We start from the raw sequence: 14328 nt of genomic DNA, 5'->3' as shown, positions 1-14328 counted from the left end.
ACCGCCGCCCGGTGTACTCGCCTCGGGGGCGTCCCGCCCAGCGGCGGGTACGCGGTCCGAGGGGACGGCCGGCGGGCCGCGGAGTGTCCACCTGACGGGACATGCCGGGCTCGCCGGCCGCCGCGGGCGGTCGACGGTGACCGCCCCGACACCGGCGCTCTCGCCGGACAGGAGGTCTCTGTGCTCAGCGGCTCCCGGCGCTCCTGCGCCGCCTATCTCAGATGCGTGCCGTACGACGCCTGGGAGATGCCGGTGCACCGGCACACCATGGAGAAGTGGGCCCGCGAGCTCGGGCTGGCCGATCCGGTCTGGTTCATCGACAACGGCGAGTCCTCCACCGGCCCCAAGCCGCGGCTGCTGGAGCTGCTGACCGCCGTGGAGCGCAACACCTTCGACATCGTGCTGGTGCCGGGCCCGTTCGTCTTCCACCTCGACGACGCCCGCGCGGCCAGGGTCTGCCACCGGCTGTCCGTGCTGGGCGCCTCGGTGCTGCAGCTCCCGTACGACCGCACCGGGCGCCCCGGGCCCGGCGGCGTCGCGGCGTTCGCCGCCGCGGTCCCCTCGGTGCCGGGACCGCGCGCCCACTACGGTGGGACGCGTTAGGTCCGCCACCGCACCACCGGACCACCGCACCACCGCACCTTCACCCCAGCCAGGCCGCGCGTCCGGGGAGACCCGAGTGGAGACAGCCAGACGCCCGGGGGCCCGCCTCGCCGTGGCCCCGGGCCCCGAGGGGCCGATGACCGGCCGCGACGAGGAACTCGCCGCGATCCTGGCCGCCCTGCGCACGCTGCCCGCCGTGGTGCGGGTCACCGCCCCCGCCGGGCTCGGCAAGACCCTGCTGCTCGGGCAGGCCGCCGGCGCCCTGCGCGCGGACGGGCTGCGCGTCCTGGAGACCCGCTGCCCGCCACTGGCCAGGCCGTTCCCGTTCGGCGCGGTGGCGGAGCTGCTGCGCACGGTCGGTCCCGACCTGCCCGCCGCCCCGGACCCGGTGACCGGCGCCCTGGCCGAACTGCTGCCCGAGGCGGCGCAGTTCCTGCCCCCACCACCCCCGCCGGCCAGCGATCCCGACCTGGCCAGGCACCGGGTGTTCCGGGCTGTCCGGGCGGTGCTCGCGGCGCTCGGCCCGACCGTGCTGGTGGTCGACGGGCTGCAGTGGGCCGACCCCGACAGCCTCGAACTGCTGCGCGCGCTGACCCTGGACCCGGTGCCGGCGGCCGGCCTGCTGCTGGCCGGGCGCCCGTCCGAGGTCCGGGCCGCCGCCGCCCCGCACCGGCCCCCGGGCGTCGGCGGCGCCGAACTGCGGCTGACGCCGCTGGACGAGGAGCAGACCGCCCGGCTGACCGCGCGACGCCTCGGCGCCCCGGCACCGTCCGTCGCCGCCGAGCTGCACCGCTGGACCGGCGGAGCGCCCCACCTGCTGGTCCAGGTCCTCGACCGGCTGGCGCCGGCGCCCGAGCGGCTGGACGCCGCGGCCGTCGACGAGGCGCTGCGCCGGACCGCCGCCGCCCTCGTCCAGCCGGTGGAGACCGGGTCGGCCGCCGTGGACGCCCTGGTCAGGGCCTGCGCGGTGGTCGGCCGGCCGGCCGAACAGGAGCTGCTGGCGACCGTCGCCGGGCTGCCCCCGGAGACCGCCGGGGCCGCCCTGCTGGAGGCGCTGGGCACCGGCCGGCTCACCGAGCCCGCCGACTGCCGGTACGGCCTGCCGTACCCGCTGCTGCAGCAGGCCGTCCACCACGCCGTCCCCGGGCCCGAACGCCGCCGTGCCCACCTCGCCGCCGCCCACGCGCTGCTCGCCGCCGAACCGGTGTCCTCCGCCGAACTCGCCCGGCACCTGCGGGCCGCCGGCGACCTGGTCGGCTGGCGCGAGGAGGCCGAGGCCGCGGTCGACCACGCCGTCGCCGCCGGGGACAGCGCCGCCGCCACCGAACTGCTGCACCAGCTGCTGGCCGAACCCTCGCTGCCGCCCGAGCACCGCTCCCGCGCCGCGCTGACCCTGGCCCGGGTCTGCGTCAACACCCTCGACCACCAGCAGGTCCTGGCGGTGTTGCGGCGGATCGTCACCACCGCCGACCTGGCGGTGGTGACCCGCGGCGAGGTCCGCCTCACGCTCGGCCTGCTGCTGCTCAACCAGGAGGGCGACACCGAGGCGGCCTTCCGCGAACTGGAATGCTGCGTCGGCGAGTTGCGCGAACGCCCGGACCTGGCGGCCCGCGCCATGGGCGCCCTGGCCGCCCCCATCCTGGCGATCCACGCCACCCAGCAGGCGCACTGGCTGGACCGCGCCGAACGGGCCGCCCGGCTCAGCGGCGACCCGGTCGCCCGCACCGGCGTCCTGGCCAGCCGGGTCACCTGGCTGGCCTGCGTCGGCGACCCCACCGCCTGGCAACTGCTCGCCGAACTCCCCCGCAACACCCCCGACCAGGCCGAACTGCGCCAGACCGCAAGGGCGTTGTGCAACGCCGCGAGCGGCGCGGTCGGCTGGGGCCTGAACGAGCAGGCCCGCCGCTACCTCGACGAGGGCCTCGACCTGGCCGAGGCCACCGGCATGGACTTCATGCAGGGCGTCGGCCGGGCCATGACCCTGGTGCTGGACTGGCACACCGCCCGCCTCGACGGCCTGGAGGCACGCGCCCGCGCCCTGCACGCCGAGATCTCCGAGATGCCCGCGCTGCGCACCGACGTCCTGCTGGTGCTCGCCCATCTGCACGCGCTGCACGGCGAGTTCGACGAGGCCTCGGCCGCCCTGGAACCACTGCTCACCGGCGGCCACGGCCCCGACCCGATGCCGTTCTTCGACGCGCACGCGCTCTCCACCCGGCTCGCCCTCGCCGACGGCAACGCCGCGCAGGCCTGGCGCGCGCTGACCCCCGTCCTCGAGCTGTACCGGACCAAGGCGGTCTGGGCCTGGGGCTGCGAACTGGTCCCCGAGGCCGTGCTGGCGGCGCTGGCGGCCGGCGCCGACGGTGAGGCCCGGCGGCTCGCCGAGGAGTTCGCCCGGCACTGCGCCGAGCACCCGGCCCCCGCCGTCGCCGCCGGCGTCGAACTCGCCCTCGGACACCTCGCGGTGGACCACGACCCGGCCGCCGCCGCCGACCACTACCAGCGCGCGGCCGCCGTCCACGGCCGGATCGGCCGCCGCTACGCCCGCGCCCGGGCCACCGAACTCGCCGCGCTGGCCCGGCTGGCGGCCGGCCAGCGCCCGGCCACCCCGGGCCTGGTGGAGGCCGCCGAGGAGTACGAGCGCCTGGGTGCGGTGGCCGACAGCTCGCGCTGCGCGATGGTGCTGCGCGAGCAGGGCATCGGCGACCCGCGGGCGCACACCCGGCGCGGCTACGGCGAGGAACTGACCCCCCGCGAACTGGAGGTGGCCCGGCTGCTGGCCTCCGGGCGCACCAACCGGGAGATCGCCCAGGTGCTGTTCCTGTCCCCGCGCACGGTCGAGCAGCACGTGGCGAAGGTGCTGCGCAAACTCCGGGTGCCCACCCGCCGCGAGGTGCGCACCGCGCTCGGGCCGCGCCCCTGAGGCCGCACCCGCCCACCCGCGGTGGCAGGATCTCGACGACGGTCGGCGCGGCTGCCACTGGCCCGGGCCGGGCCGACCGGCGACGCTGGCGGGACCATGCAGAACGACACCGGCTTCGAACTCGCCCAGATCAACGTCTCCCGGCTGCTCGCCCCGCTCGACAGCGACCTGCTCTCCGGCTTCACCGCCGCCCTCGACGAGGTCAACGCCGCCGCCGAGGCCGCCGACAGCTTCCGCTGGCGGCTCCAGGACCACACCGGCGACGCCACCGCGATCCGGGTCTTCGACGACGACTGGCTGATCGTCAACATGTCGGTCTGGCGCGACCCGCAGTCACTGTCCGCGTACGTCTACGGGCCGGTGCACCGCGCGGTGCTGAGCCGCCGCCGCCAGTGGTTCGCCGCACCGGTCGAGGCGATGACCGCGCTGTGGTGGGTGCCCGCGGGCCACCGTCCGACGCCCGCCGAGGCCGAGCGGCGGCTGACCGGACTGCGGGCGGCCGGACCGACGCCCGAGGTCTTCACACTCCGTCACACTTTTCCCGCCCCCGCACCGGCCGGGCGCTGACACCGCACCACTAGCCTGTCCCCCATGACCCAGTGGACAGAGCAGCAGGACGACGCCCCCGGCCGGTACGGCCCCGACGCCACCGTGGAGGTGGAGGCCTACCAGGTCGGCAAGGTGCGCACCGAGTACGCGCCGGACCACGACGGCGACCCCGACCCGGGCGAGATCGTCTGGACCTGGGTGCCGTACGAGGAGCGCGACGGGCGCGGCAAGGACCGCCCGGTGCTGGTGGTGGCGCGGGAGGCCGGCGGCTCGCTGCTGGCCGTGATGCTCTCCAGCAAGGGCCACGCGCACGACGCCGACTGGGTGCCGATCGGTGCCGGCCCGTGGGACAAGTCCGGCCGGGACTCCTGGGTGGCGCTGGACCGGGTGATGCGGGTGCACGACGGCGGCATGCGCCGCGAGGCCTGCGCGCTCGACCGGGCCCGGTTCAACCTGGTGGTGGACAACCTCAAGCGCCGCTACCGCTGGAGCTGACCGCCCGGCACGGCCGACGGCCCCGGCGGGGATGATCCCGCCGGGGCCGTCGCCGTCACGGGTCAGCCGGTGGCCGAGGCCGCCAGGCAGCTCGGTCCGAGCAGCTGCTTGAGGTCGCCGAACAGCGCCGGGTCGCTCTTCACCCGGTGCCGGTCCAGGCGCAGCACGGTGGTCTTGCCGCGGCCCTCGAGGCGCAGCCGGACCTCGGTGGTGCCCCGGTGGTGGGTGAGCACCTCGCCGAGCCGGGCGACCAGCGGCGGGGTGATCCGGCCGCTCGGGATGGAGATGACGATCGGCGCGTCGGCGTGCGCGTTGGACAGGTCGGGGACCGACAGCTCCATGCCCATCAGCCGGGGCACGTCCTCCCGCTTGTCGAGCTTGCCGCGGACGAACACCACGGAGTCCTCGACCAGTTGGGAGGAGACCAGCTGGTAGCTGGCGGGGAAGAACATGCAGTCGATCGAGCCCGCGAGGTCCTCGACGGTGGCGATGGCCCAGGCGTTGCCCTGCTTGGTCATCTTGCGCTGGAGGCCCGAGATGATGCCGCCGATGGTGACGATGGCGCCGTCGGGGCGCTCGGCGAGGTCGGCGACCGCGCAGTCGGCCTTGTCGGAGAGCACGTGCTCGATGCCGTGCAGCGGGTGCGAGGAGACGTACAGGCCGAGCATCTCGCGCTCCTGGGTGAGCAGGAAGCCCTTCTCCCACTCCTCCTCGGAGAAGACCACGTCGAGGCCGAAGCTCGGCTCGTCGGAGACCGCGTCGCCACCGAACAGGTCGAACTGGCCCTCGGCCTCCTTGCGCTTGACCCCGACCACGTTGTCGATCATCGGCTCGAACTGCGCGGTCAGGCCCTTGCGGGTGTGCCCGAGCGAGTCGAACGCGCCCGCCTTGATCAGGGATTCGACGGTCCGCTTGTTGCAGACCACCGACTCGACCTTGTCCAGGAAGTCGGGGAAGGAGGCGTACTTCCCCTTGGCCTTGCGGGTGCGGATCATCGAGTCGACGACCGGGCCGCCGACGTTGCGGATCGCGGTGAGGCCGAACCGGACCAGCTCGTTGCCGTGCGGGGTGAAGTCGGCGTCCGACTCGTTCACGTCCGGCGGCAGGACCTGGATGCCCATCTTGCGGCACTCGTTGAGGTAGACCGCGGACTTGTCCTTGTCGTCCTTGACCGAGGTGAGCAGGCCGGACATGTACTCGGCCGGGTAGTTGGCCTTGAGGTAGGCGGTCCAGTAGGAGACCAGTCCGTAGCCGGCGGTGTGGGCCTTGTTGAAGGCGTAGCCGGAGAAGGGGACCAGGACGTCCCACACCGCCTGGATGGCGGCGTCGGAGTAGCCGTGCTCGCGGCAGCCCTTCTGGAAGGGGACGAACTCCGCCTCCAGGATCTCCTTCTTCTTCTTGCCCATCGCGCGGCGCAGCAGGTCGGCCTGGCCGAGCGAGTAGCCGGCCAGGATCTGCGCGGCCTTCTGGACCTGCTCCTGGTAGACGATCAGGCCGTAGGTCGGCTTGAGGATCTCCTCCAGGGGCTTCTCCAGCTCCGGGTGGATCGGGGTGATCTCCTGCTGGCCGTTCTTGCGCAGCGCGTAGTTGGTGTGCGAGTTGACGCCCATCGGGCCCGGTCGGTACAGCGCCAGGACGGCGGAGATGTCCTCGAAGTTGTCGGGCTTCATCAGGCGCAGCAGCGAGCGCATCGGGCCGCCGTCGAGCTGGAAGACGCCGAGCGTGTCGCCGCGGGCGAGCAGTTCGTAGGTGGGCTTGTCGTCGAGCGGCAGGTCGAGCAGCTCGATCTTGATGCCCTTGTTCTTCTCGATCGCCTTGACGGCGTCGTCCATGATCGTGAGGTTGCGCAGTCCGAGGAAGTCCATCTTGAGAAGGCCGAGGCCCTCGCAGGTGGGGTAGTCGAACTGGGTGATGGTGACGCCGTCGGTGTGCCGGGTCCAGACCGGGATGTGGTCGGTCAGCGGTTCGGCGGACATGATGACGCCGGCCGCGTGCACACCGGGCTGGCGGATCAGGCCCTCGATGCCGCGGGCGGTGTCGATCACCTTGCGGACGTCGGGGTCGCTCTCGTACAGCCCGCGGATCTCGCCGGCCTCGCCGTAGCGGGGGTGCGAGGAGTCGGTGATGCCGGAGAGCGGGATGCCCTTGCCCATCACGTCCGGCGGCATCGCCTTGGTGATCCGGTCGCCCATCGCGTACGGGTAGCCGAGGACCCGGGAGGAGTCCTTGATGGCGGCCTTCGCCTTGATGGTGCCGTACGTGACGATCATGGCGACCTTGTCGGAGCCCCACTTCTCCGTCACGTAGCGGATCACGTCGCCGCGCCGGCGCTCGTCGAAGTCGATGTCGACGTCGGGCATGGAGATGCGCTCGGGGTTGAGGAATCGCTCGAAGATCAGGCCGTGCGGGATCGGGTCGAGGTCGGTGATGCCCATCGCGTACGCGACCAGCGAGCCGGCCGCGGAGCCTCGGCCGGGGCCGACCGCGATGCCCTGGCTCTTGGCCCACATGATGAAGTCGGCGACCACCAGGAAGTACGCCGGGAACCCCATCTGGATGATGGTGTCCATCTCGTACTCGGCGAGCTTCTTGTGCTCCTCGTCGTAGCCGCCCGGGAAGCGCCAGTCCATCCCCTCCCAGACCTTGGCCTTGAAGAAGTCCGACTCGGACTCGTAGCCCTCGGGGATCGGGAAGCGCGGCATCAGGTTCTTGAACTCGAACATGCCGGCCGTGTCGACCCGCTCGGCGACCAGCAGCTGGCTGTTGCGGCAGCCCTCCTGCCAGGCGTCGGAGGTGTCCAGGCCGTACATCTCGGCGGCGGACTTGATGTAGTAGCCGGTGCCGTCGAAGCGGAAGCGGTCCGGGTCGGAGAGGTTCTTGCCGGTCTGCACGCACAGCAGCAGGTCGTGGGCGCCGGCGTCGGACTCGGTGGTGTAGTGCGAGTCGTTGGTGACCACCGGCGGGATGTTCAGCTTCTTGCTGATCTCGATCAGGCCGTCGCGGACCCGGGTCTCGATGTCGAGGCCGTGGTCCATCAGCTCCAGGAAGTAGTTCTCCCTGCCGAAGATGTCCTGGTACTCGCCGGCCGAGCGGACCGCCTCGTCGAACTGGCCGAGCCGCAGCCGGGTCTGCACCTCGCCGGAGGGGCAGCCGGTGGTGGCCATCAGGCCGGCCGCGTGCTCGGCGATGATCTCCTTGTCCATCCGGGGCCACTTCACCAGCCAGCCCTCCGCGTAGGAGCGGGAGGTCAGCTTGAAGAGGTTGTGCAGGCCCTCCTTGTTGCGGGCCCAGATGGTCTTGTGGGTGTAGGCGCCGGACGCCGAGACGTCGTCCTTCTTCTGGTGCGGCTGGCCCCACAGGATGCGCTTGGTGTTGGACCGGGACTCCGGCGCGACGTACGCCTCGATGCCGATCACCGGGGTGATGCCGGCGGCGGTGGCCTGCTTGTGGAACTCGGCGGCGCCGTACATGTTGCCGTGGTCGGTCATCGCGACGTGGGTCTGGCCCAGCCGTTCGACCTCCTTGAACAGCTGCTTCAGCCGGGCGGCGCCGTCCAGCATCGAGTACTCGGTGTGGACGTGCAGGTGCGCGTACGGCTGGTCGCTCAAGGCGGGGCCTCCGGGGTCTGCGGATGATGTTCTGGCTGGTCACGGCAGGTGCGCGGAAAAACTTCAGGCCCGGCCGCATCGCGGCTCGGGCCAGGTCTCACGCGTTCACCCGACCTACTCTAGCCTCCGGGGCCCACGTTCCCGGAACCATCCGGGCAGCCGTTTCGTCGGTCCGGGGGTAACCCCTTCCGCACCACCTTCAGCACCATCGGAGGCCCTGTCGCCATGCCCGAGCACCTCAACGCCGCCGACCGCGAGCCGGACCGCGCCGAGGCCATCCTCGCCGTCTTCGAGACCGCGTTCGGCGAGCTGCTGGCCCAGGACCCCGCGGCCTTCCGGGTGAAGTTCCGGAAGATGGCGGCCTCCGCCTTCGCCTTCTACCGCGGCACGGCGGGCCTGTTCTACGCGGACCTCACCGGCGGGCCGTTCGCCGGCCACGGCGAGCGCTACCTGGACGAGCGGACCAGCCGGGTGTGGATCCACGGCGACCTGCACGCGGAGAACTTCGGCAGCTACCTGAACGCCGAGGGCCGGCTGGTCTTCAACGTCAACGACTTCGACGAGGCCTACGTCGGCGCCTTCACCTGGGACGTCCAGCGGCTGGCCGCCAGCCTCGCGCTGATCGGGTACGCCAAGGCGCTGTCCGACGCGACCATCACCGAGCTGGTCCGGGCCTTCGCCACCGCCTACCGCGGCCAGATCTCCGCCCTGGTGCACGGCCCCGGCGAGGGCGACGCCTACACCCTGGACACCGCCACCGGGCCGGTCCTGGACACCCTGCGGCGGGCCCGCCTGCAGACCCGGGTCGAGCTGCTGGACCACGAGACCGTGGTCGACGGCTACGACCGGCGCTTCCGCAAGGGCAACGGCGCGATCGAGCTGGACGAGCAGGTCGAGGCCGAGGTGCTGACCGCGTTCGCCGGGTACCTGGAGACCCTGCCGCCGGCCTCCCGCGCCCGGCCGGACGCGCTGCGGGTCAAGGACGTGGTGGGCCGCCGGGGCATCGGGATCGGCAGCGCCGGGCTGCCCTCGTACAACCTGCTGCTGGAGGGGCACACCGACGCCCTGGAGAACGACGTGATCATCTACATGAAGCAGGGCCAGAGCCCGGCGGTCGCCCGGCACGTCACCGACCCGCAGATCCGCGGCTACTTCGAGCACGAGGGCCACCGCACGGTGATCTCCCAGCGCGCCCTGCAGGCGCACAGCGACCCCTGGCTCGGGTACACCACCCTGCACGGCCGGGGCCAGCTGGTCGCCGAGGTCTCGCCGTACGCGTCCGACCTGGACTGGACCGACCTCAACGAGCCGGCCGACCTGCTCGCGGTGGTCGACTACCTGGGCCGGGCGACGGCCACCATGCACGCCGCCGCGGACGAGTCCTCCAGCGGGCACGGCCTGGTGCCGTTCTCCACCGAGCACGCCATCGACGCGGCGATCTCCAAGGACGAGAAGGGCTTCACCGACCTGCTGGTGGAGTTCGCCCACGCCTACGGCGACCGGGCCCGCAGCGACCACCAGATCTTCGTGGACCTGTTCCGCAACGGGCGGATCCCGGGGCTCTGAGGCCCGCGGCCGTCGGGCGGGCGCTGACTCCTTCGGGTGGCTCGGGCGCCGGGGGATACCGCCCCCGGCGCCCGCACGCTACTGTCGGCGCCGACGACTCACAGGGGGGCCGCATGTCCTACGCCACGCCGTACCCGCCCGCAGGCCCGCCGTACGGTGCGCCCCGGCCGCAGCCGCCGGGCGGCCGGGACGGCAGCCTGATCGCGCTGGCGCTGCTGCTGCTGGTCCAGCTGGCCATCGAGGTCGGTGTGCTGGTCTGGGACTTCGGCCAGGCCGGGCCCGACTACCTGGGGACGGCGCTGGGCTTCTCCTTCGACGCCTACGTGCAGGCCCCGGTGGGCTTCTTCGGCTACGACACGGCGCTGTGCGTGGCCCTGGTGGTGCTGGCCGTCGGCGCCTTCAGCGGCGGCCGCTGGACCAGGCCGGCCGCCGTCTCCCTGCTCGGCGTCAACGCCTACGCGGCCGGCGCGCAGCTGATCAACCAGGGCGGCGACGGCTTCGCCGAGCCGGTCAGCCACCTGGTGCTCAACCTCACGGTGGTGGCCTCCCTCCTGCTCGCCCTCGCGGTGGCGGTGCTGGTGGGCGTAACCCAGCGGCGCTCTCCCGAACGGCCGGCGGTGCAGCACGCGCCGTACCCCGGTGCCCAGCCGTACCAGGTGCCCCAGCCGTACCAGCACCCGCAGGCGCCGCAGCCACCTCAGGTGCCGCAGGGGTACCTCCCGTACCCCGGGCAGCCGCCCGTGCCCGCCGACGCCCCGCCCGCCGCTCCCGCCGCTCCCCCGGCGCCGCCCACCGCACCGCCGGGCGTCCAGTAGCGGTCAGCGGCCGCGCAGCTCGCGGCGGATCACCAGCCGCAGGCCGGAGTAGGTCGCGTCCACGGCGCACACCTTGTTGTCGACCAGCCCGGTCGGCAGCGCCACCTCGCGCAGCACGTCCTCGGTCAGGTCGGTCGCCACCCGGGAGGCCTTCTTCGGCCAGGCCACCCAGAGGCCGGCGGCGGGCCGCATGGCGGCCCGGAACTCCGCCAGCCGGCCGGTCAGCCCGGCCCGGTCGGCGGGAAACCAGAGCGCCACGTCGAACGGCGCGGCGGGGTCCGGCGCGGGCCGGGTCCGCACCCCCGGCGGCAGCCCGGGGATCAGGAAGCCGTCCGGTGCGCCCACGAGCACCAGCGCCGCGTCCGGCCCGATGCCGAGCTTGCGGGCCAGCGGCGTCCCCGAGTACCCGGCCACCGGGTGTCAGCCGTCCAGTTCGGCGAGGAAGGCCTCGGCCACCTGCCAGGTCCGCTCCGCGGCCTCGGCGTCGTAGTCGGCCAGCTCCGGGTCGGTGTACAGGTGCCCGGCGCCCCGGTAGCGGTGGACCTCCACGTCGGCGCCGGCCCGGGTCATCAGCAGGTACCAGGTGTTCAGCCAGTCCTCGGTCTCGAACGGGTCGGGCTCCGCGACGTGCAGCTGCACCGGGATCTCCGTCGCCGCGTCCTCCCGCAGGTCCGAGGTGCCGTGCAGGAGCAGCAGCGCGCGGGCCCGCTCGTCGGCGAGGGCCAGGTTCTGCGCAAGCGACCCGCCGAGCGAGAACCCGGCGTACACCAGGCCCGGCTCCCCTTCCTTGATCAGCGGGGCGGCGGCGGTCACCGCCCGGCGCAGCAGCTCGTCACTGCCGAGCTCCTCCTTGTGGGCCATGCCCGCCTCGACGTCCTCGAAGGTCCTGCCGTCGAACAGGTCGGGGGTGTGCACCTCGTGCCCGGCCGCGCGCAGCCGCTCGGCGGCGGCGTGCACGGCGGGGCGCAGTCCGTGGACGGAGTGCAGCAGGAGGATGGTGGCCACGGGTCTGCTCCTTGGCGGCGGGCGGGGCGGGGTTTCCGCCCTCCATGATCCCCCATCGGCCGGCCCGGGGCGGTCCGCAGGTCCACCGGTCCGCAGGTCCGCAGGTCCGCCCTCCCGCCCGGGTGCGGGCGGGAGGGCGGACCGTCGGTGCGGCGGTGCGTCAGTACTCGACCTTCATCGTCACCCCGCTGAAGCCCTGCTTGGCGTAGAGGCTGAAGTACACCCAGCCCGACGGCGGGTTGGTGACGGTCAGGGTCTCGGCGTTGCCGGCGTGGACGGACTTGGCGGTGTACGCGGTGTTGGTGGCCCAGCTGCGGCCGTTCCAGTAGAGGTCGGCGTTGCCGGTGCCGCCGCTGCTGGTGAGCTTGAGCTGCTTCACCCCGGCCGGCAGGTAGGCGAACATGTAGCTGACGTTGCCGGTGGTGGCGGCGACGCCGGTGCGGCGGCAGTTGCGGTCGTACTGCCGGACGTCGGCCGCGCCGCACAGCGGCAGGCCGCTGACGGTGAGCGTGCGGCTGAGGCTCGCGGTGGCGCCCTTGTTGTCGGTCACGGTCAGGGTCACCGGGTAACTGCCGGCCGCGGCGTAGGACTTGCCGGGGTTGGCGGCGGTGGAGGTGGTGCCGTCGCCGAAGTCCCAGCTGCGGGCGGCGATGGTGCCGTCCGGGTCGGTGGAGGTGTCGGCGAAGGCGACGGACAGGTCGCTGACCGCGGCCGTGAAGGCGGCCACCGGCGGCTGGTTGGTCTGGTTGCCGGGCTCGCAGGCGCCGGTGTTGCAGGCGGTCAGCCAGGCGGCGAAGTCCGCGTCGTAGCGGGTGCCGACGGTGGTGGTGAGGTAGGTCCGGGCGCCGGTGAAGTCACCGGTGCGGTACTTGGCGAGCACCGCGTCCAGGTCCGGCCGGTGCTTCTCGACCATGTAGCGGACCGCCAGGTAACCCCAGTTGTAGATCCGGGTCTGGTCGGCGTTGTCGTAGGTGGTGTCGAAGAGCGTGCGCAGGCTGTAGGTGTGCAGGCCGGCCTGGGTGATCGCGTCGTCGTAGCGGGCCCCCCGGTAGGAGTACGAGATGTACTCGGCCAGGCCCTCGCTCCACCAGACGGTCGGCGTGGTGGTGCCGGCGTCGAAGTTGCCGTACATGTCGTAGCGGCCGTCGAGGTAGTGGGTGTACTCGTGGTTGAGGTTCCACACCTGGAAGGCGGGCCGCAGCCACTCGGCCTCGTAGGCGATGAACCGGGGCTGGTTGCCGGCCGCGGCCGGGTCGCCCTCCAGGTACATGCCGCCGTTGTCGGTGGATATCCCGAAGATCGGTCCGGCGTAGGTCTGGTAGTCGCTGCTGGAGTGGAAGACCACCACCTCGATGGTGGTGTTGTTGTCCCCGGCGACCGGGCCGCTGTCCTTGAGGACGCTGTGGAAGTAGGCGTCCTGGTTGACCAGGCTGGTGCAGGTGGCGGCCAGGTCGGCGGTGGCGGCCTGCTGGGCGACGATCCGGATGCTGGGGCTGCAGGGGTAGTTGATGGTCAGGACGGCGGCGCGCAGCCGGGCGGCGAGGTCGCAGGTGCCGTAGTAGGCGCAGTCGGCCTGGTCGTAGGTGTCGGTGGCGACCGCGAGGTCGACCCACAGGGCGGAGCTGGGGCCGGTGATCGCGCTGCGGTCGAGCAGTCCCTTGACCTGCGGGCGGACCTTGGTGAGCAGCGGCTGGTATCGCAGGAAGCGGCCGAGTTCCAGGCCGGCGTTGGCGGCCAGGTAGCCGCGGTCGCCGCCGAGCAGGCCGAAGTTGCGGACGGCGAAGTCGGTCAGGGTGTCGGTGATGCTGGGGTCGGCCTGGACGGCGGCCTGGTAGTCCGCGTTCTGGTGGCCGCGCCACAGCACGGTGTAGGTGTTGTTGACGGCGTAGAGCATCGACCACAGGCCGTCGTAGGAGCTGTTGTAGCCGTTCAGCAGCCGCTTGACGACGTACAGGTAGCGGGCGTTCTCGGCGGCGCTGTCGATCAGGGTGACGGCCTCGTACAGGATCTGGCCGTTGGCGTCGGTGACGTCGCCGGAGTGCGGCGCGGCGTAGAAGGTGTCCAGGGCGCCGCGGATGGCGGTCTTCAGGGCGGTGCCGTAGTTGCCGACGTCGGCGGGGTGGTACCACTGCACGAAGTAGCCGGCGCGCAGGAAGAGCACCAGCTGGCCGGCGGAGGTGCTGTTGTCGCCGGGGTAGGCGGCGGAGACGTCGCGCAGCGCGTCGGCGACGGTGACCATCTGGGCCTCGCGGAAGACCGCGCCCGCGTCCGCGCCGGTGAGCGTGAACAGGGTGTTGACGCAGTCGGTGGGGACCGACTTGACCTGCTGGACCAGGGCTGCGCCGGACTTGGTGGCGAAGTCGGAGACGTTGCAGGTGGCGTCGAGGGCGCGGGGCGCGGCGGGGGCCTTGGGCTTGGCGTAGTCGGTGCGGGCGGTGGCCGGGTCGGCGCTGCGGGGGGCGCGGTCGGCGGGCGCGACGGTGCCGCCGAGGTGCTGGTCCTCGGCGGAGGGGGTGCCGGTGGCGGGGCGCGGCGGTGCTCCCGCCGGGGTCGCGGGTGCCGGTGCGGCGGGTGCGGCGGGGACGGCGGCCTGGCTTCTGGGGGAGAACAGGCCGAACGCCAGGCACAGGGCCAGGGCTGCGGTGAGCAGCAGCCGGGCGAGGTGTGGTGTGGCCGATGTCCGGAAGGAACTCACGTGGGGGCCTCCGGGCCGGTGGACGGCCGCGCGCGGACGCGGCCATGGGATGTGGGGGGGTGGCCGGGG

General features: G+C 73.0%; 10 protein-coding genes. 6 read left to right on the top strand and 4 right to left on the bottom strand.

From position 1 onward, the window contains the following. The first annotated feature begins 180 nt into the window (after positions 1–180). From AA75_RS36585 to AA75_RS36570, 4 genes are all read left to right on the top strand, one after another. Positions 181–603 (top strand): hypothetical protein, encoded by a 423-nt coding sequence (locus AA75_RS36585; RefSeq protein WP_033824723.1) that lies wholly within the window; start codon positions 181–183, stop codon positions 601–603. A gap of 76 nt (positions 604–679) precedes the next feature. Beyond that, positions 680–3526, top strand: a complete 2847-nt coding sequence (locus tag AA75_RS36580) for a LuxR family transcriptional regulator (RefSeq protein ID WP_149038593.1) — start codon at positions 680–682, stop codon at positions 3524–3526. Between the two features lie 96 nt (positions 3527–3622). Beyond that, positions 3623–4093, top strand: a complete 471-nt coding sequence (locus AA75_RS36575) for a DUF3291 domain-containing protein (RefSeq protein WP_033824721.1) — start codon at positions 3623–3625, stop codon at positions 4091–4093. Positions 4094–4117: 24 nt separating this feature from the next. Beyond that, entirely contained in the window at positions 4118–4570 is a 453-nt protein-coding gene (locus tag AA75_RS36570; RefSeq protein ID WP_033824720.1) for a type II toxin-antitoxin system PemK/MazF family toxin, read from the top strand. Between the two features lie 62 nt (positions 4571–4632). Here AA75_RS36570 and dnaE read toward each other — a convergent pair whose 3' ends face one another. Next, positions 4633–8178, bottom strand: coding sequence for a DNA polymerase III subunit alpha (gene dnaE, locus AA75_RS36565; RefSeq protein ID WP_033824719.1), 3546 nt, complete (start codon positions 8176–8178; stop codon positions 4633–4635). Positions 8179–8403: 225 nt separating this feature from the next. Between dnaE and AA75_RS36560 the strand changes: the two genes are divergently transcribed. Both AA75_RS36560 and AA75_RS50245 read left to right on the top strand, forming a co-directional pair. After that, positions 8404–9744, top strand: coding sequence for a DUF2252 domain-containing protein (locus tag AA75_RS36560; RefSeq protein ID WP_033824718.1), 1341 nt, complete (start codon positions 8404–8406; stop codon positions 9742–9744). A 113-nt stretch (positions 9745–9857) separates the two neighbouring features. Continuing rightward, positions 9858–10559: a hypothetical protein gene (locus AA75_RS50245; RefSeq protein ID WP_033824717.1), complete on the top strand. Its 702-nt coding sequence runs from the start codon at positions 9858–9860 to the stop codon at positions 10557–10559. Positions 10560–10562: 3 nt separating this feature from the next. Here AA75_RS50245 and AA75_RS36550 read toward each other — a convergent pair whose 3' ends face one another. From AA75_RS36550 to AA75_RS36540, 3 genes are all read right to left on the bottom strand, one after another. Further along, positions 10563–10973, bottom strand: a complete 411-nt coding sequence (locus tag AA75_RS36550; protein WP_033824716.1) for a DUF3052 family protein — start codon at positions 10971–10973, stop codon at positions 10563–10565. Positions 10974–10979: 6 nt separating this feature from the next. Beyond that, on the bottom strand, positions 10980–11564 hold the full coding sequence (locus AA75_RS36545) for a dienelactone hydrolase family protein (RefSeq protein WP_033824715.1): 585 nt from the start codon (positions 11562–11564) through the stop codon (positions 10980–10982). A gap of 160 nt (positions 11565–11724) precedes the next feature. After that, complete coding sequence (locus tag AA75_RS36540; protein ID WP_233289340.1) at positions 11725–14259, bottom strand: collagenase; 2535 nt, start codon at positions 14257–14259, stop codon at positions 11725–11727. Positions 14260–14328 lie beyond the last annotated feature (69 nt).

Origin of the sequence: Kitasatospora sp. MBT63, assembly GCF_000710465.2 — a bacterium.
GTDB lineage: Bacteria > Actinomycetota > Actinomycetes > Streptomycetales > Streptomycetaceae > Kitasatospora.
This window is presented reverse-complemented; position numbering and strand designations above follow the sequence as displayed.